24 protein-coding genes are annotated in these 22,226 nt (G+C 35.0%); 15 read left to right on the plus strand and 9 right to left on the minus strand.

Annotated elements, in window-relative coordinates:
• Complete coding sequence (locus tag ACTWP4_RS11280; protein ID WP_443128860.1) at positions 1-1,752, minus strand: ABC transporter ATP-binding protein; 1,752 nt, start codon at positions 1,750-1,752, stop codon at positions 1-3.
• Positions 1,753-1,952: 200 nt separating this feature from the next.
• Here ACTWP4_RS11280 and ACTWP4_RS11285 point away from each other — a divergent pair, with 200 nt between their 5' ends.
• Positions 1,953-2,786: a mechanosensitive ion channel family protein gene (locus ACTWP4_RS11285; RefSeq protein ID WP_443128861.1), complete on the plus strand. Its 834-nt coding sequence runs from the start codon at positions 1,953-1,955 to the stop codon at positions 2,784-2,786.
• 724 nt (positions 2,787-3,510) lie between these two features.
• Here ACTWP4_RS11285 and ACTWP4_RS11290 read toward each other — a convergent pair.
• From ACTWP4_RS11290 to cbpB, 3 genes are all read right to left on the minus strand, one after another.
• Complete coding sequence (locus ACTWP4_RS11290) at positions 3,511-4,626, minus strand: N-acetyldiaminopimelate deacetylase (RefSeq protein WP_443128862.1); 1,116 nt, start codon at positions 4,624-4,626, stop codon at positions 3,511-3,513.
• Between the two features lie 126 nt (positions 4,627-4,752).
• Complete coding sequence (dapD, locus tag ACTWP4_RS11295) at positions 4,753-5,472, minus strand: 2,3,4,5-tetrahydropyridine-2,6-dicarboxylate N-acetyltransferase (protein WP_443128863.1); 720 nt, start codon at positions 5,470-5,472, stop codon at positions 4,753-4,755.
• Positions 5,473-5,541: 69 nt separating this feature from the next.
• Positions 5,542-5,982 carry a cyclic-di-AMP-binding protein CbpB gene (gene cbpB / locus ACTWP4_RS11300; protein ID WP_443128864.1) on the minus strand — a complete coding sequence of 147 codons (441 nt, stop codon included), beginning with the start codon at positions 5,980-5,982 and terminating at the stop codon, positions 5,542-5,544.
• A 174-nt stretch (positions 5,983-6,156) separates the two neighbouring features.
• On the opposite strand from cbpB, the gene ACTWP4_RS11305 reads away from it, so the two are divergent.
• From ACTWP4_RS11305 to ACTWP4_RS11315, 3 genes are all read left to right on the plus strand, one after another.
• On the plus strand, positions 6,157-7,008 hold the full coding sequence (locus ACTWP4_RS11305) for a metallophosphoesterase (protein WP_443128865.1): 852 nt from the start codon (positions 6,157-6,159) through the stop codon (positions 7,006-7,008).
• A 13-nt stretch (positions 7,009-7,021) separates the two neighbouring features.
• Positions 7,022-7,615 (plus strand): SCO family protein, encoded by a 594-nt coding sequence (locus ACTWP4_RS11310; protein ID WP_443128866.1) that lies wholly within the window; start codon positions 7,022-7,024, stop codon positions 7,613-7,615.
• A 74-nt stretch (positions 7,616-7,689) separates the two neighbouring features.
• Positions 7,690-8,154, plus strand: a complete 465-nt coding sequence (locus ACTWP4_RS11315) for a YkyB family protein (protein ID WP_443128867.1) — start codon at positions 7,690-7,692, stop codon at positions 8,152-8,154.
• Positions 8,155-8,232: 78 nt separating this feature from the next.
• Here ACTWP4_RS11315 and ACTWP4_RS11320 read toward each other — a convergent pair whose 3' ends face one another.
• Positions 8,233-8,565: a hypothetical protein gene (locus ACTWP4_RS11320; RefSeq protein WP_443128868.1), complete on the minus strand. Its 333-nt coding sequence runs from the start codon at positions 8,563-8,565 to the stop codon at positions 8,233-8,235.
• A gap of 112 nt (positions 8,566-8,677) precedes the next feature.
• Here ACTWP4_RS11320 and ACTWP4_RS11325 point away from each other — a divergent pair, with 112 nt between their 5' ends.
• Positions 8,678-9,832, plus strand: a complete 1,155-nt coding sequence (locus tag ACTWP4_RS11325) for an aminotransferase A (protein WP_443128869.1) — start codon at positions 8,678-8,680, stop codon at positions 9,830-9,832.
• Positions 9,833-9,920: 88 nt separating this feature from the next.
• On the opposite strand, the gene ACTWP4_RS11330 is transcribed toward ACTWP4_RS11325, so the two are convergent.
• Entirely contained in the window at positions 9,921-10,097 is a 177-nt protein-coding gene (locus tag ACTWP4_RS11330; protein WP_443128870.1) for a Spo0E family sporulation regulatory protein-aspartic acid phosphatase, read from the minus strand.
• A gap of 225 nt (positions 10,098-10,322) precedes the next feature.
• Between ACTWP4_RS11330 and ACTWP4_RS11335 the strand changes: the two genes are divergently transcribed.
• From ACTWP4_RS11335 to ACTWP4_RS11350, 4 genes are all read left to right on the plus strand, one after another.
• Complete coding sequence (locus tag ACTWP4_RS11335; RefSeq protein WP_443128871.1) at positions 10,323-10,658, plus strand: PilZ domain-containing protein; 336 nt, start codon at positions 10,323-10,325, stop codon at positions 10,656-10,658.
• Between the two features lie 278 nt (positions 10,659-10,936).
• The gene (locus tag ACTWP4_RS11340; RefSeq protein WP_443128872.1) at positions 10,937-12,094 is read left to right on the plus strand and encodes a hypothetical protein; all 1,158 of its coding nucleotides are present in this window, start codon (positions 10,937-10,939) and stop codon (positions 12,092-12,094) included.
• 16 nt (positions 12,095-12,110) lie between these two features.
• Positions 12,111-13,238 (plus strand): S1C family serine protease, encoded by a 1,128-nt coding sequence (locus tag ACTWP4_RS11345; protein ID WP_443128873.1) that lies wholly within the window; start codon positions 12,111-12,113, stop codon positions 13,236-13,238.
• Between the two features lie 19 nt (positions 13,239-13,257).
• Positions 13,258-13,920: a hypothetical protein gene (locus tag ACTWP4_RS11350; RefSeq protein ID WP_443128874.1), complete on the plus strand. Its 663-nt coding sequence runs from the start codon at positions 13,258-13,260 to the stop codon at positions 13,918-13,920.
• A 571-nt stretch (positions 13,921-14,491) separates the two neighbouring features.
• Here ACTWP4_RS11350 and ACTWP4_RS11355 read toward each other — a convergent pair.
• Complete coding sequence (locus tag ACTWP4_RS11355; RefSeq protein WP_443128875.1) at positions 14,492-14,938, minus strand: hypothetical protein; 447 nt, start codon at positions 14,936-14,938, stop codon at positions 14,492-14,494.
• A gap of 149 nt (positions 14,939-15,087) precedes the next feature.
• Here ACTWP4_RS11355 and ACTWP4_RS11360 point away from each other — a divergent pair, with 149 nt between their 5' ends.
• The 4 genes from ACTWP4_RS11360 to spoVAE are packed head-to-tail and all read left to right on the plus strand — an operon-like array spanning position 15,088 to position 17,384.
• Positions 15,088-15,543: a hypothetical protein gene (locus ACTWP4_RS11360; protein ID WP_443128876.1), complete on the plus strand. Its 456-nt coding sequence runs from the start codon at positions 15,088-15,090 to the stop codon at positions 15,541-15,543.
• A gap of 13 nt (positions 15,544-15,556) precedes the next feature.
• A complete protein-coding gene (spoVAC, locus tag ACTWP4_RS11365; RefSeq protein ID WP_443128877.1) occupies positions 15,557-16,012 on the plus strand; it encodes a stage V sporulation protein AC in 456 nt (151 codons plus the stop codon).
• Positions 16,012-17,016 (plus strand): stage V sporulation protein AD, encoded by a 1,005-nt coding sequence (spoVAD, locus tag ACTWP4_RS11370; protein WP_443128878.1) that lies wholly within the window; start codon positions 16,012-16,014, stop codon positions 17,014-17,016. Before spoVAC ends, spoVAD begins: the two co-directional genes overlap by 1 nt.
• 17 nt (positions 17,017-17,033) lie before the next feature.
• A complete protein-coding gene (spoVAE, locus tag ACTWP4_RS11375) occupies positions 17,034-17,384 on the plus strand; it encodes a stage V sporulation protein AE (RefSeq protein WP_443128879.1) in 351 nt (116 codons plus the stop codon).
• Positions 17,385-17,831: 447 nt separating this feature from the next.
• On the opposite strand, the gene ACTWP4_RS11380 is transcribed toward spoVAE, so the two are convergent.
• Positions 17,832-18,809: a zinc-binding dehydrogenase gene (locus tag ACTWP4_RS11380; RefSeq protein ID WP_443128880.1), complete on the minus strand. Its 978-nt coding sequence runs from the start codon at positions 18,807-18,809 to the stop codon at positions 17,832-17,834.
• Position 18,810: 1 nt separating this feature from the next.
• Positions 18,811-19,284, minus strand: a complete 474-nt coding sequence (locus ACTWP4_RS11385) for a DUF6884 domain-containing protein (protein ID WP_443128881.1) — start codon at positions 19,282-19,284, stop codon at positions 18,811-18,813.
• 664 nt (positions 19,285-19,948) lie between these two features.
• On the opposite strand from ACTWP4_RS11385, the gene ilvB reads away from it, so the two are divergent.
• Positions 19,949-21,682: a biosynthetic-type acetolactate synthase large subunit gene (gene ilvB, locus ACTWP4_RS11390; protein WP_443128882.1), complete on the plus strand. Its 1,734-nt coding sequence runs from the start codon at positions 19,949-19,951 to the stop codon at positions 21,680-21,682.
• The gene (gene ilvN, locus ACTWP4_RS11395; protein ID WP_443128883.1) at positions 21,679-22,197 is read left to right on the plus strand and encodes an acetolactate synthase small subunit; all 519 of its coding nucleotides are present in this window, start codon (positions 21,679-21,681) and stop codon (positions 22,195-22,197) included. The genes ilvB and ilvN overlap by 4 nt, the downstream gene beginning before the upstream one ends.
• The last annotated feature ends 29 nt before the right edge of the window (positions 22,198-22,226 follow it).

Genomic DNA, 22,226 nt, shown 5'->3' on the forward strand with positions numbered 1-22,226 from the left:
CTATTCAACAGATTGCATAATACTGTCACGATCTTGATATTGTATATCGTAGATGCGACGGTATGCTCCATTCTGTTTAACCAATTGTTCATGTGTACCTCGTTCTTTGATTACTCCTTCTTCTAATACAAGAATCTCATCAGCATGCTTTAATGAAGAGATACGATGCGCAATAATAAATGTTGTCCGACCATCCATAACTTCTTTAAGCGCTTTTTGAATCTGAAATTCAGTTTCCATATCTACTGCTGACGTTGCATCATCTAACACTAAAATACTAGGGTCAATTAAAATCGCACGAGCTATTGCAATTCTTTGCTTTTGCCCTCCGGAAAGTCCCATACCACGTTCCCCAAGTAATGTATCGTAACCATTCGGCATTTCCATGATAAAATCATGTGCCTGCGCTCGTTTAGCAGCAGCTATAATCTCATCCATGGTTGCGCCTGGATTACCATAGGAAATATTCTCCTTAATTGTTGTAGAGAATAAAAACGACTCTTGTAATACAAAGCCAATGTGTTTACGTAACCATTTTAAAGAGTAGGAGCTAGTTGGTTTACCATCGACTAAAACTTCTCCTTCTTCTGGTTCATAAAATCTCGTGATTAATTGTGTAATACTCGTTTTACCTGCACCAGTAGGTCCAATTAAACCTACTACTTTTCCTGGTGGCGCATCAAACGAAATATTTTTTAGTGCAGAATCATCATCTTCCGTATACGTTAAAGAAACGTTGTTAAAAGTAACATGACCTTTAATGCGTTCCGGAATAATCGGGTCTTCTTCTTCCATTATATCTTCTTTTGCTTCAAGAATTTCCAACAGTCGTTCACCAGATGCCTTTGCCTGTGAAAATTGGTTCACAATAAAGCCTAAATGCATTAAAGGCCCTAAAATATATGTTACCAAACTGAAGAAAGCTACAAGTTCACCTAGCTGTATGGAACCATTAATCACTAAGTAACCACCATAAATTAATAATGCTACCATACTAATATTTCCGATAAACTCCATTAACGGAAAATATCTCGACCAAATGTTAGACGTGAAAATATTAACTTCTTTATAGTTAGCATTATTTGATGTAAATCTTTCAATCTCAAAATCTTCTTTTGATAAAGATTTAACCGTATTCATACCACTTACATTCTCTTGAATACGAGTATTTAATCGACCTAATGATTTCCTAACATTTCGGAATGCTGGGTGTACCTTTTTATCAAATCGGTAAACAACAACAGCTAAGAATGGCATAGCAGCCATTGTTACTAATGCTAATGGTATAGAATAATAAAACATTACCCCTAAACTGATCAGAATTAATAATGATACTCTGATTAATTCACGAAAACCGGCTGCTAAGAAAAAACGGAACCCTTCTACATCCATTGTTAATCTTGACATTAAATCACCAGTACGAGCATTGTCATAATAAGTAAAAGAAAGCCTTTGCAATTTCTTGTACAACTCATCTCGTAAAGTGTAAACAGATTTTACTCCAAATAAGTCACCTAAGTATTGCTGTAAAAAGTTAGAAACCCCTTTTACAACCATAATCAATAAAAAACCAACTGCAAGAAATGGGACAAGTCGATAGTTTCCAGGTATAACCACATCATCAATCGTTATCTGTAAAATGATAGGATATACTACCGTAATACCGGCTACAATCATTACAAAAAACACTGATAAGAAAAAGTACTTTTTAAAAGGCCAATAAAAGTTTTTCAGTTTTTGAAATGTTTCCATCTTGTTTGCACCCCCTATTTTTTTACGTATGTATAAATATAACGGCATCCGAAATAAATTTCCACCTTTTCGACTTATTTTCTAAAAATTTTTTTAGATTATTTAAAAAGGGGCATTTATACAAGGAATTTGTTTTTTTGTTTGCTTGTAGCAAAGCATTTTTATATCATAGTATTATCACCATTTAGAGGAGGATTCATATGTTCGAAGACGGATTACAAATTGATTGGGGTTACATATTAGAGAATGTGATCAATTACGGTATCCAAATTGTAATACTTATCATTGCATTACTTGTTATATCTCCAATCGGAAAAAAGTTAATATCCGCAGCTCTTAATAAATCGAGTTCAAAACAAAACGTTTCGGAAGCAAGGATTCAAACATTAGAAAAATTATTATTAAACGTTTTTTCTTATGTATTAATTTTTGTGTTTGTTGTTATGTTTTTCGGGATTATTGAACAACCTATTGGCCCGCTTCTTGCTGGTGCAGGTGTTGTAGGTTTAGCGATTGGTTTCGGGGCGCAAGGCTTAGTAAGTGATATCGTAACAGGATTTTTCATTTTATTAGAAAAACAAATTGATGTAGGCGACTATGTGACAGCTGCTGGATACAACGGAATTGTGGAAGAAGTTGGGTTGCGAACTACAAAAATTCGTGGTTTCGATGGCACCCTTCACTATGTGCCTAACAGAGAGATTGCTGGAGTTAGTAACCACTCTAGAGGAAATATGCGTGCACTAGTTGATATCGGAATTAGTTATGATGACAATATTGATCAGGCAGTGGCTGTATTAAAAAGTGTTTGTGAAGAGTTCACGTCAGATCCTCGCTTTGCGGAAGGTCCAGATGTATTAGGTGTACAAGCATTTGGGTCAAGCGAGGTTGTGTTACGAATCATCGGAAAAACCGAGAATATGGAACAATGGGGTGCGGAAAGAGATATTCGTAAACGGATAAAAGAAGCGTTTGATGAAAACAATATCGAAATCCCATTCCCACATCAAGTAAACATACAAAAAAATAACTAAGAAAAGCGCAGAGCGCCCGCTTAGAATCGTAGCGACTTCAGAATCAACTGAGATAATGAAATCACGGTGAGCTTGCGAACGTTGAGCGATTCGTGAAGTCGCCTAGTTTTTGGGCGCTTGCGTAGACATTCGCGCCAATTTTATACTACTTGTCTTATAAACTAAAAACTCACTCTCAAAGAGTGAGTTTTTCTATTTCAATATAATGAGGCTGAAACAAAAGTGATTTGATAAAAAATAAACTCCGAACGATTATGTGAATTGCGTGTCTTCTGCTAACTTTTGATAAGTTTAGGGATATCAGACACTAACACCCTGAATAAGTTTCGCTAATCTTTTCCAAAGTTCAAAAAGCTAACGGTCATAAACGTTGTAGAACTTTTTTAGCGGAGGCGCACGCTTTCACTCCTGTGGGAATGTTTTCTCTGAAGATCCACTTTTCCAAGCGGTCTTTGCTTGGAAAAGTTAGCTGAAGATAAAACCCCACGGAAAGGGAAGTGGGCAGCCGGAGCGGATGTTTAGCATTTCAAATCATATTAAAATAGGCACCAGAGTTAGGGGGCGTTACCACTACGAACGATAACACATTAAAATCGTAAATGGGCAAGCCGTAGCATTTTTTAAGCATTTTAACATTGTCAAAGTTACCACTTTGATCAATAGTTACACATCATCAGTTAATGCGCATATGAATGATGTAAATCATATTATCATTCAATACAACCTATCCTTCTTTCATCATTGCGGTTACTGCTTTGATCCCTACTTCTATTGCATCTTCACTCGGATTTAGTTTGCTGTGGTGTAAGCCATAGGGAGAGTCTACTCCTAACCAAAACATGAAACCTGGTATTTCCTTTAAGAAATATCCAAAATCTTCACCGGTCATCGCCGCATTTGCTTCAATAAACTGTATCCCTTCCTTTTGAACAGCTTCTGCAAATTTATCGACATATAGTTTATCATTGCTCACCTGATAATACATCGCACCATAATCCACTTCAATAGTACAATCATAGGCAATTTCAAATCCTTTGATGATTTTTTCCAGCTCTGTTTTTATAATCTTCATTGTTTCAGGTTGTAATGTACGGATGGTACCCTCTAAGCGAGCAGTTTCTGCTATAATATTTTGCACAGTACCAGCTGTCATTTTTCCAACCGTAATCACACCACTATCTAATGGGTCTACTTTTCTTGATATGATTTGTTGTAATTGTGTAACAAAGCTACTAGCCGTAACGATCATATCTTTTGTTAGGTGCGGATATGCTGCATGTCCTCCCTTTCCAGTAAAATCAAGAAATAATTCACTTGTATTAGCAAATAGTATCCCTGCTTTGCTTGAAACCGTTCCGACCGGTAGTTCAGGTGCGATATGTAATGCAAAAATACTATCCACTTTCCATTGTTTAAACGTATCCGAAGAAAGCATAGGCTCTGCTCCACCTGGTCCCTCTTCGGCTGGCTGAAAAATAAATAAAACATTATCAGCAATCGGATTAGCACTTATTTCATCGAGTACTCCGAGAGCAATTGTCATATGTAAATCATGTCCACATGCGTGCATTTGACCAGGATGTTGTGACTCAAATGAGAATTTTGTTGCTTCTGTAATTGGTAATCCGTCGATATCAGCACGGTATCCAATTGTTTTTTTCGGATTATTTCCTTTTACATAAACGAATAACCCTGTTTCCCATTTAGTAATTTCAATGTTCGGCCGATTCATCTTTTCAATTGTTTCTAATAAGAAAGATTGGGTTTTATATTCTCGAAAACCAAGCTCAGGTATCTGGTGCAGTGAACGTCTAATTGTTACTAATTCATTCTTATTCATGTAGAACTCCTTTCTGATCCATTTTATCACGGTGATAATCGTGTCCGTAAAACCACCACCGATGGAAGTCTCACTTTATAGTTAAAACAAGACAGGATCGATATGACCCTGCCTCATTACTTTTTATTAATCATCTAATTTTCGTAATGCTTCCATAATTTCTGTTTTTGATTTTGTCTGGTCATCAATTTCTTTAATAACTTTTGCCGGTGTACCAGCTACTACTGTATTTGGTGGTACATCCTTTGTAACAACTGCTCCCGCTGCAACAACTGCTCCTTCACCAACACGAACACCTTCAAGTACGACTGCGTTCGCACCGATTACAACACCGTCTTCAATAATTACTGGTTGGGCAGATGGTGGCTCAATTACTCCTGCTAATACTGCACCAGCTCCAACGTGACAATTCTTACCTACTGTTGCACGGCCACCTAATGATGCGTTCATATCGATCATTGTTCCCTCACCAATTACAGAACCGATATTTATCATAGCACCAAACATAACAACTGCACCATCACCGATTTCTACTTGTTCACGAATAATCGCACCAGGCTCGATACGTGCATTAATGTCTTTCATATTTAATAGTGGTATGGCTGAATTACGGCGGTCATTTTCCACTACATGATCAGTAATTTTATCTTTATATGTATCAAGTAATTCTTTTACTTCTTTCCATTCACCGAAAATAACTCCGTTTGTTTCATTTAAGAAAGTCTGGATGGAGCCTGTTTCTGCAATTTTATCCAAATCCTCACCTTTTACATATACTTTTACGGGTGTGGATTTTTTACTGTTTGAAATAAATGAAATAATCTCATGTGCGTCCATTTGCTTCATTGTTTACTTCCTCCAATAATTGTTGTTTTTATAAATGTAACAAAAAATAATTTACTTTTACAAGTATTATTAATTTGTCGTATACATTGATTTGTTAACTTCTTTTAAAATAGCACGTCTCGTTAAAATACCCAGAAAATATCCATCTTCATCTACAACACATGCAAATGCATGATTGATTACTACCTTTAGACAAGTTAGAAAATCAGTATCTTTTGTTAAAGTTGGTAGTTCTGCTTGCATAACAGCTTCTACTTTTGTCTCTGCTAATTTCTCCATTTCAAACCGTTCCATTCCCATGACACTTTTTAAGATCGGTGTTTTGGCAATCGTGCCTTTGAATTTATATTCCAAGTCTAAAACAGGAACAGATGAATAACCTGACTCAACTAGTACGAGTAAAGCATGTTCTACAGGGTTACCTACTTGAACGTGTGCTACCTTTTCTGCGGGTATCATTAAATCCTCTACAGTCATTTCAGTTAACGATTTTTTAAGTACACTAGACATATGGGCCACTCCTTTTTCCTTTGGTGAAGGAGCTATTATGATATCAGCATATATATTTTAACATAAATTTTAAAAATTTGTGTAATCTATCGCTTGGATATCATAAATACTTAACAGCATGCTATAATGAAACAGATATATTAAGGTTTTTAATAGAAAGGGCTTTTAAACTGTATGAACCGTAGAACTTTTTTGAAAAGATTATTTGGTGGTATCATTACTGCTTTCGGGCTTAGTGGTGGTACATATTATTATGCGAGAGAAATAGAACCAAGTATGTTAGATATACATTATGTTGATATTCATTCAAGCAAAACCCCTAACTCTTTTGAAGGATATAAAATACTTCAGTTTACTGATACTCATATAGGTTTTCAATATACAATCGATCAACTGGCTGAATTAGTAGATAAAATGAATCAATTAGAACCGGACATGATCGTATTCACTGGTGATTTAATAGATAATCCTCGTACATATCAAATTGATGATAGATTAATATCTATATTAGGTAAACTACGAGCTAAAGGCGGCAAGTTTTGGATATATGGTAACCATGACCATGGTGGATATGGAACGGAAATTTTAAAGGATGTTTTTCAACAGGGTGGTTTTGAATTGTTACAAAATGGACACAGACAGATTAATAAAAATGGTGATATGATTTATCTTGCAGGTATTGATGATGTGTTATTAGGTAAGCCTGATATAAAGCAAACTATCGATGGAATTAATAACGATCAGTTGACAATATTACTGGCACATGAACCTGATTTTGCAGACATTGCAAAAGACTATCCGATTGATATACAATTATCGGGTCACAGTCATGGTGGGCAAGTTCAACTACCTTTTATAGGGTATATCTATACGCCACACTTGGCTGAAAAGTATGTTGAAGGGACCTATGTAATCGGTAGCCACCCATTACAATTGTTCGTTAGTCGTGGTGTTGGTACTACAAGATTACCGTATCGATTTTTCTGCAAACCTGAAATTACGATGTATCAATTAAAAAAATCATAAACGAGGTGAAACTATGAAATTAAATACAGTTCTAATGTTATTTATTGTATTCCTTTTAGCCGGTTGTTCAGGTAATATACTGAGTGGGGATTCTTCAAATGAATATGAAGGTGACTTTTCATATGAAGTAAAAGATTTCACATTTACTAATCAAGACGGTGAAAAACTATCAAAAAGTGATTTAGACGGAAAGTTTTGGATTGCCGACATGATATTCACTAATTGTGAAACGGTCTGTCCACCAATGACCGCAAATATGGCACGACTGCAAAGCCTTTTAGAAGAAGAAAATATTGATGCCGAATTGGTTTCATTTAGTGTTGATCCAACTAATGACACTCCTGAGATTTTAAAGAAATATATTAAAGAACGTGGAGGAACATTTGATAATTGGCACGCACTTACAGGTTACACTGATGAAGAGATCAAAGAATTTGTTAATAAGTCCTTTAAAGAATTGGTAGAAAACCCAGAGAATAGTGATCAAGTTATTCATGGCACAAGCTTTTATTTAGTTTCACCAGATGGCAATGCTATAAAAAGATATAATGGACAAAAAGCAGACAATATGCAAAAAATAGTTGAAGATATTAAATCAATGAATTAAAGTAGCAAGTAGAAGGATTTAGCCTCCTTCTACTTTTATTATAGTATTTAATATTATGGAAAGAAGGTGAATAAATGAACAATTCAAATGACACAATGGAAAAAATTGGACAAGCTTTATTTATTGTCAATCGTCATGCGAAAACCGCGCCTGACCCCACTCAATTATATCGACTAAAAAACGAAACAATGAAAAAGCTTATTAAGGAGAATAAAGCAGTAAAAGTTGGTTTGCACTATTCCAAAAACCCAAAGCAAAGCCGACAACATTCTGTTTTACTAGTTCAGGTTGGAAATTATTACTTTCACACTCCACCTAATAAAGAAGATATGGAAACATTACCCCATCTTGGTCAATTAGATGAAAGTTATCGTAATCAAAAGCCTACCCTTTCGCTGAATAAGGCAAAAACAATCCTTTATCAATATTTAAACTGGTCTATTTCGAAGTCAACAAACAAGCGCCATTCTAACTATCAACCCTTTTTACAACAAACCTCTTCTCTATCTCCTTTCTACCACAAAAGAAAACATCGGTAATTTTCACTATAAAAAAGAGGCTGTCCCTAAATTCTTAGAGATGGCCCCTTTTATTTGGTCAAATGACTAGTCAATATTTTAACTTGAGTAAGGTTGATCTTTTCTAATGATAGAGAAACTTCTTTTTATACTGATGATAATAGAAAAGATCAACACACCATAAAGGACATATCTCCAATCTGGTACATCCATAAATGCAGAAATGATCAGGATCATGATTAAAACAGCAAACATATACGTTATTAGAGTATTCCATTCCAAGGCCATCACGAACTTAACCAAGGGATGGAATAAATAATACATAATAATTAATCCGCTCACTATATACAGTATAAAAAATATTTCAGTTTGCATGGTTAAGAAAAGTAAATCACTTAATCTTATCATTTCTTTCCAAAGCTCTTCAGCCATAATGTGTCCCTCCTATTCATTTTATGATAAAATAATGCTAGCTTTTTATGATTAGTACTATTATTTCCAATTTTTGTACTAGTTATAAGAGGAAATGAAGGAGGCATACATTTTGGAGTCATTCATAAATGAGCAAGTTAAAAAAATTGAAATTTCTGGAATTAGGCAATTCTTTAATATGGTAGGAAATAAACCAGATATCCTATCATTAACAATTGGCCAACCGGATTTTCCTACCCCTTCCCACGTTAAGGAAAAAACAAAGGAAGCAATAGATCACAATCAAACAACGTATACACATAATGCAGGTATTCTGTCTTTAAGAAAGGCGATAGCTTCATTTATAAAAACAAACTATCAACTAGAGTATGATCCCAACAATGAAATTATTGTTACAGTTGGTGCGTCACAAGCCATTGATATTACATTAAGAACTATTTTAATGAAAGGTGATGAAGTACTCTTACCTGGTCCTGTTTATCCTGGTTATGAACCATTAGTAAAATTAGCGGGAGGGACACCGTCATTTATTGATACTTGTCAAACAAATTTCAAATTAACAGCTGATTTGATCGAGCAGTCCATAACACCTAATACAAAAGCTATTATTATTCCTTACCCTTCTAACCCAACAGGGGTGACACTCACAAAGGAAGAATTAACAGAAATTGCATCAGTTGTTGAAAAGCATAATATCTTTTTGATTGCAGATGAAATATATAGTGAATTAGTTTATGATAAAAGTCACTATTCAATTGGGCGTTTTCAGGAAATTCGCGATAAGCTAATCATCATTAATGGTGTTTCCAAGTCACATTCTATGACTGGTTTCAGAATTGGTTATATTCTTACTTCTGAGTGGTTAGCCAAACATATACTGAAAGTCCATCAATATAATGTATCTTGTGCTTCTTCCATTAGTCAACATGGGGCAATAGAAGCTATTAAAAACGGTCAAGATGATCCAATAAAAATGAAAAAAGTTTACCAAGAACGTAGAGATTATGTATTCGAAAGGCTAAAAGGAATGCAAATTAACACTTACTTACCTGACGGAGGATTCTATTTTTTTGTTGATATAAGTCATTTAAATAAAGATTCTTTCTCAGTTGCACTACAATTAGTGGAAGAAGCTAAAGTAGCGTTAGTACCAGGTAGCGCATTTTCTCAATTCGGAGAAGGTTACTTACGTTTATCTTATGCTTACGATATAGATACGCTAAAAGAAGGCTTGGATCGTATTGAACCAATAATCTCAAAAGTCTAAATTAGCAAATAAAAGTCTAATAAACCCGTTTCAAATTATAATCATAACGGGTTTATTAGGCTTTAAAACTATCATTATGCATAGTTACTTAGTTTTCTTTATTTTGTTTTTGTTTGTAATGCTCATAATCATTTAATAGCTCATCCAACTCTTGACTAATATGGAGAGATTCTTTGCTGGTAATACCTTTTTTGAGAGCAACGTCGGTCATTTCTTTTCGTAATTCCTCAATCTTACTTATTAACTTTATTGGATATAGTGACATTTACCGAGTTACCCCCTAATATAGATTTGTCTAAAAGTGTGCATTTGGTAAACGCTATTGATTATCCCAAAAAAATGTTTTATTGTAAAGCAAACCGCAAAAATAGACAATTCTTTTAAATAACAAAATATTATTCTTTATAGCTTGCGAAAATTCGACATGTTTTTTCATAAAATATGATATCGTATTATTTAATAATTGTTTTAGTGAGGATGAATTTTTGCCATGCAATATAAACGAAATGAAGCATTTCGATATACATTCCATCATACTGTTTCAGGTGAATTAATATATAATGACTGTAATTCTCAATCTATTACTTTAATAGATATTAGTCCCAAAGGAATGAAATTTAATAGTTTTGAAAAATTGGATTTAAATTCAAATATATGTATTAAATATAAAATATTTGAATTAATTTTACAAGTGAATGGACGTATCGTCTGGTGTAAAGATTATGGTGATTTTTATCAATACGGAGCTTCACTAGATGTAAGTGAAGATTATAAGTCTACTCTAATCAGTGAATTAAAAAAACTAGCTAAAACAAAACCTCAATAGAGTCATACCCTATTGAGGTTTTTTATTCCTGCATTTATTTAACACGATCAAAAATACTAAAGCCTATACAGCCAATTAAAATCACAACACATAATATACCAAAAACATCCACGTTCTACACCTCATTTTCTTGATTCTTCTTATTTTATTATACCTAATTTTCTGATTTTAATAAAGAATATTTTACTTTTTTCTCGTACAATCATATAAAGAAATTCATGTATTCATGCTATAATAATCTTATCCTACTTAGTTAAACTAGAAGGTGAGGTATTACTTTGTCCTTTTGTCCCAATTGTGGTGGTCAAGTTCAAGATATTGAAACATTCTGTGTTTCTTGCGGAAAAAAATTACCAGAAGATATAAAGAAAAGAATATTACCAGTGAAACCGTCAAAAAAATGGTGGTTCCTCCCTGCTTTATCATTAATAATCGCTTGTTCCGTTGTGGGTTCGGCATATTTTTTTACAAACTATCAATCTAATAAAGCTTTATCTTACTATGATGAAGCAACTGAGATGGCTCTAATTGGAGATTATGATCAAGCAAAAGCTTTACTCGAACAAGCACTAGAATATAAAGAAAATTTCCCTGCTGCAGAAGAAGTTTTAGCCTTTTTAAATGTTGCTACTGAAATTGAACAAAACTTTGATCAGATTACTAAATTAATGGAGGAAAATAAATTTACGGAAGCCTTTAATATAATAAGGCAATCTGAGGATGATATACAGAAGTTCACCGGTGACTTAACCGACCAAATAATGGAGCAAAACATAGCTGTAAAAAACCAAATTTTATTAAAACAAGCAACATATAAATTAAATAATAATCCAACTACAGACGAATTAAAGGCTTTAATATGGGAAATAGAAGATATTACACATGATCAGGCAGCTAAATTACAACAAGAAGTACAGCAAAAGTTAGTATCCATGACTTATCAAGAGGCAACAGCTTTATTAGAAGATTTCCAATTCTCTCAAGCAATACGTGTAATTGAAGATACGCTGAAAGTAGTGGAAAGCTCTGAACAATTAGAAAGCTTGAAAACAACCGTCAACAAAGAAAAGACGGCCTTCGAGTCTGCTCAGGAGCAACGAATTGAACAAGCACTTTCTGCATTCGAGGATGAACAAGAATTAAATGAGAGCCATGCCATTGAATTAATAGATATTCAATTAAAGGAAGAAAAAGGTGATTGGATTATTACCGGGCAACTAAAAAGTGTAGCTACCGTCCCTATACACTCTATTTTAGTCAGTTATTCAGTCAAGGATAAAGAGGATAATACAGTATTAGAAAATGATGTCTATGTATTTCCAGAGACATTATATCCTGATGAAGTAGGTAATTTTGAATTTACTCATTTCGATGTTGATACTGAATATGAGAGATTAAAGCCAAAAGTAGAGGAAATTACTTGGTACTTAGAATAAACTGCGGGGGATTATCATGTATAAGAAAAGAAAATATATTCCAATATTTTTAACTGTAATCATACTATTAATAGCAATCGTTGCTGCAGTTAGTGTTTTTTTTAGTAGGAGTAATCAGCCATTAGAAATAAATAATACGATCGCTACAAATATTGCTAGTGAAAATGAAATTAATTTAAAAAATATTATTCATCAAGCACAAAAAGCAGTTGTCCAAATTGAAAGCACGAATGATTTAAGTACAAAAACAGGTTCAGGCTTTTTGATAAATAATAAAGGTGATATCATTACAAACGCACATGTGATCGAAGATGCAGACACCATCGTTGTGAAATTAACAAATGCTAGAGAATATCCGGCGGCAATTGTTGGAATTGGAGAGAATCAAGATTTTGCAGTAATTCGTGTCCCAGAGCTAAATCAATTAGAGCCGATAGCTCTTGAAACAGAGAAACAAGTAGATATTGGTGATGAGATTATTGCTGTCGGTAGCCCAATGGGGATTCAGAATAGTGTATCTCTTGGATTGATTGTTGGAACTGATCGATCATTTTCTATTAATGATTACCAATATGATGAAGTTTATCAAATCTCAGCTAACATCACACATGGGAATAGCGGTGGCCCCCTTATTTCAAGAAATAGTGGTAAAGTAGTTGGGATTAATTCTGCTGGAATTTCTGACACAGACATTGGATTCAGTATCCCTATTACCCAAGTAACGGAAATTGTTTCAGAATGGACGGAAAATGTGAATGAAGAGGAATTAACTTATTTGTCACCCACAAAACAGCAAATTAATGAAGAAAAACTTAAAGAAGAAGCTCTATATATAGCCAAATACTTTTTTGATAACATTACATTAAGAGATTATGTAAACGCCTATTCTTTGATGGGAAGTCAATATCAAAACAGCAAAAGTTATACAGACTTCCGTCAATCATTTCAATCTCTCATAGATTTAACAGTTCAAGATAAAAAAATTGTAGCTACACAAAATGATGAAGTACAAATGGAAATAAATGTCGAAATAACGGTTAGAAATGAGAAATATAAGGAAATCAAAAATGCGCGGAAGTATGTGTTAGTTGTTGGGTACGAAAATGACCAATTGAAAATACTAAAATTGCAACAATCCACATAAAGATGGAAGGGGTGATGTATTGAAGAAAATATTTATTGTTTCACTCATACTACTGTTCGCATGTAGCAACCAAGATGAAGAACAGATGATCGTCAAAGAAGAGACCAAGCAACCGATAGATGATTTATTAGATCAGGAAGTAGTGCAAGAAACACCACAAGAGAAAGAAAACCTAGATGTAGAATTTGTATTAGAAGATGAAATCATAACGTTGAATACAAAGAATATTACCATACTCGGTGCATATCTCAGCACAGTGAACAATAGAAAAAAAGCAATATCAAATATGAAGCTTGAAAAACTTGATCTCAACAGACTGTACTTGCTATCTTTTAATTGTTCTCAAAATACTTGTTCTTATCTTTTACTAGACAGAAACGAGCCTAATCGCTCTTTTCTTGTAGATGATTTAATTCATTTGAAGGAAATGATCCCCTCTCCTGATCAATCGAAGTTATTATTCATTATAGATAACTATAAAACAGATTCATGGAAAGTATTCAATCTTGAAGACTGGACTACAATTAAATTTGAGCCACCTCCACCAGAGGAAATACGGATTCAAACGGCAACTTGGCTCGATGAAGAAACGATTAATATCGAATATCAACAATCCCCTGATAATACGGTACAGGAAATGACTATTACGACACAACAAGAGCAATTATTTGAGGAAGATTAATTAATTACATTTCACCTTCCATTATCTGTTTCTAATACTTTAACTAAATACGTTAAGATATACCTCCCCCTTGGAGTGTGTCGCATTTTTCCACCGCGTAGAATAGCGTTTTGGTAAAGGTAAAAGCGCAGTAATCTGCCGAAGCAGTGGCACCTTAACACTCCATCAAGAAAGAATGGAAGAAAGCAAATCCATATGAGAATTATGATCAAATAATGTGCAGTAACTCTGGTGCCGATTTTGACATGGTTTGAATAGCTAAACATCCGCTCCAGCTGCCCGCTTCCCTTTCCGTGGGGTTTTATCTTCAGCTAACTTTTCCAAGCAAAGGCCGCTCGGAAAAGTGGATCTTCAGAGAAAACATTCCCACAGAAGTGGAAGTAGGCAAGCCGTAGTGGTTGTTAAGCATTTGATACATGTCAAAATTACCACTGTACCTATTACGCAATTAAAAACCTAATGATAACAATTTCTAAGTGTAGAATTTGCAAAATCGTTCGGTCTTTATTTTTATCAAATCACTTTTGTCCCCTCCTCATTTTTGGCTTCCTGATCAGTATCAGCATCCTATTTATTGAAAAGAAATCGTTTTTTCTGTTTTAATATCAATCCTCTCCCCATTTATGAAGAACTGGGTATGGACGAACAGCTTATGATCCCCTTTTTCCAGATTAGCAAAAGTCAATGGTTCTTGTGGATGATAGTGAAAGCCCGGTTTCATCTGTTTTGATATTGGACTTCCGGTAAAAGTTGCATTATCTACGTTGACTGTAATTTGTGTTAATGGTGTTCTGTGCTGGATCATAATATTTTCTTCCCCAATATACTGAACAGATCGCAATACTTGAAAACCATCGTTTATTCCTTCGATCCGTATATGTACGATAAAATCCTCATATTGTTCTTCAATCTTGACTGTTTCAACTAAAGATGTTTTCTGGAAATCCTTAATAATAAACAGTAGGAATGTCCCAATACAAGCGATTATAGCTATGACAATGGTGTTTCTTTTCCACACATGCCACTCCTCCTCGCTATTTTTTCTCTATATTTATATAGACGAACTCCCTAATAGTTTGGTTTCATTTTTGACTTATTTAAATGTATACTTTTTTCAAAATTCTACAAAATATGTATAAGGCTATTCCATTCAAGGAGGAAGAAAAGATGAAAGTCCTACATATACTCATTGTCATGTGTATTTTAATACTTGTTTCGTGTAACAATCAGAACAATTCCTCTACCCATCAAGAGGATACGTCTGATATTGTCATGTTAAATTCAGAAACACCAAACGCACATGAAGAAAATTCTATTCCGAGCATAGCACAATCATATTTGGACGACCAGACTAATGATATTGCATCTTACAAAGCAATTCATATTGATGATCAATTATTTGTTGCTTTTAATGCAACACCGCTTAAGCAAGCAGTTGAACAAAAAATAGAAAAGAGAGTAAAAAAAGACTTAGAGACACTGACTAAGATTAAAGATATACAAGTTACTTCTGATCAAAAATTTTATATAGAATTAACTAAGCTGGAAAATCAACAGTTATCAAAAGATCAAGTATTAAAAAAATTAAAAGAACTGAAAAAACTTTCGAAAGAACAAACATAACGGAGGAAAAGCAATGAAAGATCACCAAGCAAACTATAAAGATTATGAAAAAACACAAGAACCTAAACGACCATTACTAAAAAATTGTTTAAAAGCATTTTTAATTGGTGGACTAATTTGTGTCATTGGCCAAGTTATTTCAACCATTTATATGTATTTTTTTGATTTCACCGAGCAAACTGTTGGCAATCCGACAGTTGCCACTTTAATTTTCATTACCATGTTACTTACTGGATTTGGGGTTTATGATCGTATTGCTCAATTTGCAGGGGCAGGTACAGCTGTTCCAGTTACAGGTTTTGGTAATGCAGTGATTTCTGCTGCGATAGAACATCGTACAGAAGGATTTGTGCAAGGTGTTGGTGGAAATATGTTTAAACTAGCTGGATCCGTCATTTTATTTGGTGTTTTTTCTGCTTTTATTGTAGCTTTCATTAAAACTATTTTCTCTTATTGGAGTGGCGCATAATGATGACAGGTAAACAAACATGGGTATTTGATACCCCTCCATCCATTATTTCGACAGGAGTTGTAGGAGGACCTTTTGAAGAAAAAGGCAATATTCCGAATGACTTTGATTATTTTTATACGGATCAATGGATGGATGAAAAATCGTTTGAAATAGCACATCAACATATGATCGAAGATGCTTGTCATTATGCTATTGAAAAAGCAAATTTGGAAACCAATGACATTCAGTTTTTCCTACATGGAGATCTTATTAATCAATTAACGCCATCTAACTTTGCAGCACGAAATTTAGCAATTCCCTATTTAGGTGTTTTTAATGCCTGTGCAACCTCAATGGAAGGATTAGCTATGTCAGCATTAATTATCAACCAAATGAAAGCTGATTATGTAATGACAGGTGCTGCAAGTCATAATTCAGCAGTTGAAAGACAATTCCGTTATCCAAACGAGTATGGCAGTCAAAAGCCTGACACTGCTCAGTGGACGGTGACAGGAGCAGGTATTGCGATACTTTCACAGAATGGGGCGGGGCCAAAAGTAACATCAGCTACGATTGGTAAAGTTGTAGACAGAGGTCTAGAAGATCCTTTTAACATGGGTGGTGCTATGGCCCCCGCTGCTTATGATACGATAACCAGACATTTAAAAGATCGCAATCTTAGACCAGATTATTATGATTACATCATTACAGGCGATCTTGCGAAATTTGGCAGGGAAATGTGTTTAGATTTACTCCATCAAAATAATTATCAGATCACTGACGAGCAATTTATCGATTGTGGATTAACAATTTATAAGCCTGACCAGCCTATATTCGCAGGTGCCAGTGGACCTGCATGTTCTGCAATTGTTACGTACGGTCATTTTATAAATAAGCTCTCTCAAGGGGAATGCAACCGAATTTTGGTTGTTGCTACAGGGGCATTATTATCCCCACTCACTGTCCAACAAAAACAAACAATTCCATGTATTGCACACGCAGTATCTATTGAAAATGTTTAATAAAGAGGTGATCTAGTATGGTTTTTTTATGGTCCTTTATTGTAGGTGGTCTTATTTGTGTAGTAGGTCAACTGCTATTAGATATAGCAAAACTCACTCCTGGTCATACATTAAGTACATTGGTTGTTGCCGGTGCTATTTTGGATGGATTTGGATTATACGAGCCATTAATTGACTTCGCTGGTGCTGGTGCTACCGTTCCAATAACAAGCTTTGGTAATTCTCTTGTTCATGGTGCACTAGAAGAAGCAGAAAAACACGGGCTGATAGGTGTTGTTACAGGGATGTTTGAGGTAACGAGTTCAGGGATATCTGCTGCAATAATATTCGGCATGATCGGTGCTATATTCTTCAAAGCTAAAGGATAAAAATGAGAATAACCCATCCCTGCCAATTTATTAGATGCGAAAATGATACAACGCTAACTAGTGAACATTCTGTTTAGTGTAGCTTTCTTCCATTCTTCTGAAGTTGAGTGCTAATTCATCGCTACGGAAAAAACTGCTTCAGCTTACTCGAGATGCGCAAAAATCGCTTTCCTGTGGGATTTTCAGCTCGCGCTGGTCCCAAAGGAGTTTCACATTTTCTCCTCAGCTTAGAATGGCTTTCCAAAAAATTGATAAGAAAGCCAATGTATTTAGTTCTATAAGATCTGCTCTATCACTAATCAAAACACTAGGCAGGATCCAGAGACTCCTCTAAGACAGCTCGTCTCAGCTGAAGTGTGACATAACACTCTCAAAAGAAAGAACGGAAGAAAGCAAATCAAAAAGTACAACTTCGTATTGTTTGTTTTTTGTGCTCAACATTGCTTTTTAAATATGAATATATATTTTCCCTACCTGTTTTTGTGACTCTAGGTGAGAAAAGGCTTTTTCAATATTATCCAATGGATAACCTGTGTCTAGAAGAGGTTTAATATTGTGTTTTTCAATGAATGGAATTAATTCATGTAACTCTTCCCTACTCCCCATTGTCGAGCCAATTAATTTATATTGACCATAGAAAAACGCACGTAAATTAAAAGTAAACTCATCGTTGGTAGATGATCCAAAGGTAACTATTCTGCCACCTTTTTTTAGTACTTCTAATGACCTATTAAATGTAGCACCACCTATACTTTCAATTACGAGATCTACTTGTTCATCTGCTAATGCAATCTTCCAATCTTCATCGGTTACGATTCCACGATCATATCCCAATTCTTCCGCTTGTTTCAATTTATCATAATTTCTTGAAGTAGTAATAACCCTTGCGCCAATAGCTTTAGCCATTTGAATGATAAAGGATGTTACTCCCCCTCCTACTCCAGGAATAAATAAAGTTTCCCCTTCTTTTATTTTTCCTTGAGTAAATAATGCACGGTAACCTGTAAGGGCAGATAAGGCAAACACCCCTGCTTCCTCTCTGCTCAAGTGGGTTGGCTTTCTTTCAACAAAGTCTTCCGAAATGAGTATTTTCTCAGCAAATGTACCATTAAATGGTACACCAACTATCTCAAAATCTTCTGGTGGTGCTGCTGTATTGTCATACCAATTTAAACTAGGGTTAATAATCACTTCCTCCCCTAATTCAAAGCGAGAAGCTTCATCCCCTATTTTTTCGATCACACCAGCACCATCCGACCCAAGAATATATGGGTCTGCTTTATTTCCTACTCGATCTTTAATTTTTAAATCCCGGTGATTTAACCCTGCAGTTTTTAAATGTATTAAAACTTGACGTCCTTTCGGCAGTTGTTCAGGCATATCTACTAATTGGTATGTCCCGTTTTGAATTACGTATGCTTTCATTTTAGGACTCCTTTCTTTCTATATGTAAAGGTTTTTTGTTATCAATGCTATTCTTTAAGAGTGCTTGCATTTCACCAATCCCTTTTGTTCCTAGTAAGGGATATTGTAAGCTATATACGTCATGAAATGTCTTATTAAGAATCGGTTGATATTTTTTCCCTGTCAATACAACAATATCATCAAAAAGATCCAATTTCTTGTCACTTACTTGATTACGTAACACCTCAACAGTTATTACATTGGGGTCATTTGGGCGAAAAGTGACATCATAATTTTCAGATACAATATCATCTGGTAACAATAATCCGTGCTTTCCAGAGATAATAACCCAATTATCGAAATACATTTCTACATATTGGCGACATAAACGATGCAATACGCCTATGTAAGTATTTTTTGCTTTTGTTGGACCTGCTCCAGGGATTTTATCCCATATTTTCTTTTTTCCACATGGTAAAATACATAACTGTGTCATTACTCTCTCCCCATTCTAATAATTCTATTATATATAACTAGCTAGCAACCTGTAAAATACAAAAAAATATTTTCAGTTTAAAACGAGATAACAACAACATTGTAATCGCTTACGGTTATTTAACCTCAGAAGAAATGTCAGAAAATTATTAAAAAACGGTTGACCAAAAGGCTTTTTGGTTGTATTATTGTCGTCAATCAGATATTTCTGAAAATAATCATTTTTTAAAAATATCTGTGGACAGTATAGAATCAATCGTATAGTATAAATTATAGAAGACAATATATAAAACGTTGACGGGAACAAAGGATTAGGATCATGTATTAAAAGAGAGCCGAGGATGGTGGAAGCTCGGTAGTACACCCTACTCCGAATACTCATCCCCGAGTGCTATGTTGAACAGAGTTTCTTAGTAAGCATAGCCAGGTGTCTATCACCTGTTACCAAAATGAAGCTATCGAAATATTATAGCTTCACAAGGCAATATTTGAGAGAATATTGCGAATCAGGGTGGTACCGTGAAAAGAAAGGCCTTTTCTCCCTTGTTATTTGCTATTTGATTAGCAAGAACAAGTTAGAAATGGCCTTTTTTCTATATATAAAGAAAATGAAATTATTATATAATATTTGAGTTTTCACATTTTAACATTTAGGAGGGATTATAATGGAAAGAACACAAAAACAAGTACATTCAGCTACAGAATACAATGAGCCAAAAACAGGTGCTGATCTACTTGTCGAATCGTTAATCAACGAAGGTGTAGATACATTATTTGGATACCCCGGTGGAGCTGCTTTACCTATTTTTGATGCTCTTTATAAAGCTCAGGATTCTTTCGATCAAATCCTGGCTCGACACGAACAAGGATCTATTCATGCTGCAGAAGGTTATGCAAGAATTTCTGGAAAGCCTGGCGTTGTCGTGGCAACATCAGGACCAGGTGCGACAAACTTAGTGACTGGAATTGCTGATGCAATGATTGATTCCTTGCCGATGATTATCATTACAGGTCAAGTTGCACAAGGTGTGATTGGAACAGATGCATTTCAAGAAGTAGATGTGATGGGTGTTACTACACCAATTACAAAGCATAACTATCAAGTTCGCGATGTTAAAGATTTGCCTAGAATCGTCAAAGAGGCGTTTCATATCGCGACAACAGGACGTCCTGGTCCAGTATTAATTGATATGCCAAAGGACATTTCTGGAGAAGTGATCGAAGCAGAATTCAAACCAAATGTGGAATTAGATTTACCAGGATATCAACCAACAACCAAACCAAACCCTTTGCAAACCAAAAAGCTTGCTGAAGCAATCGGGAAAGCAAAAAAACCAGTTCTATTAACTGGCGCAGGTATCTTATTTGCAAAAGCTTCCGAGGAAGTACAAGAGTTTGCTGAACGATACTCCATACCTGTAGCCTCTACTCTGCTAGGTTTAGGAGCATTCCCTGGTGATCATCCTTTATTTATGGGAATGGCAGGCATGCACGGAACATATTCATCCAACACTGCTTTGTATGAATGTGACTTACTAATCAATATTGGAGCTAGGTTTGATGACCGTTTAACTGGTAAATTAACATCCTTTGCACCGAATGCAACAGTAGCTCACATCGATATTGATCCAGCAGAAATCGGCAAAAATGTTGCAACTGATATACCAATTGTTGGAGATGCCAAGGCAGCATTAAAGAAGCTACTATCGCATGATATCAAACAACCAGAGCATGATGAATGGCTTGTTCGTATTCATGAAAATAAAGAAAATTATCCATTATGGTTCAACAACCCAGATCAAGAAATGATCGGGCAATGGGTTATTAAAAAAGTTCATGAAGCAACCAAAGGAAATGCTATTGTAACAACGGATGTTGGTCAGCATCAAATGTGGACAGCACAATATTATACCTTCACAAAACCTGACAAATGGGTTTCATCAGGTGGATTGGGAACAATGGGATTCGGTTTCCCTTCCGCAATAGGTGCACAACTTGCTAAGCCAGATGAAACAGTTGTTGCAATCGTTGGTGATGGTGGTTTTCAAATGACGCTTCAGGAATTATCAATCCTACAAGAAAAAGGCTTGCCTGTTAAAGTAATTATTGTAAACAATCAAGCATTGGGAATGGTTAGACAATGGCAGGAAAAATTCTATGCAGAGCGTTATTCACAATCAATCTTTAGTATACAGCCGGATTTTGTTAAATTAGCAGAATCCTACAACGTTAAGGGAATACAAGTAAAAACACAAGATGAGTTTATGAAAGCAATACCTGAAATCTTTGATTATGAAGGTCCAGTAGTAGTAGATGCTCGCGTTTTACAGCAAGAAAATGTATTCCCAATGATAGCACCTGGTACAGGATTAAATGAAATGATTGGGGTGAAACCATGAAACGAATTATAACCGCAACGGTTAGAAATCGCAGTGGTGTATTAAACCGCATAACAAGTCTCTTACAACGGCGTCAATTCAACATCGAAAGTATTTCTGTCGGCAGAACAGAAACAGAAGGTATGAGTAAAATGACCTTTGTTGTTGATGTCGAAGATTCACAAAAGCTAGAACAAGTGACCAAACAGCTAAATAAACAAATAGATGTTATAAAAGTTTCTGATATTACGGATAAAGCTATTGTCGCACGAGAGCTTGCACTGATTAAGATTGTAAGCAACAGCCAATTACGTGCTGAGATTCAAGGGATAATTGAACCGTTTCGTGCAACGATTATCGATGTAAGTAAAGATAGCTTATCTATCCAAGTTACTGGTAAACCCGATAAGGTCGAAGCATTAATTGATCTGCTCAGACCTTATGGCATTAAAGAATTAGCGCGTACAGGCTTAACTGCTTTTGTTCGTGGACAGCAACCAAATACAGATGGCAGTTTTCAATCACTATTAGGCTAATAATAATAACATTATTATAAAAAAAATTA

The organism is Gracilibacillus sp. D59 (assembly GCF_052246695.1).
Classification (GTDB): Bacteria; Bacillota; Bacilli; order Bacillales; family Amphibacillaceae; genus Gracilibacillus.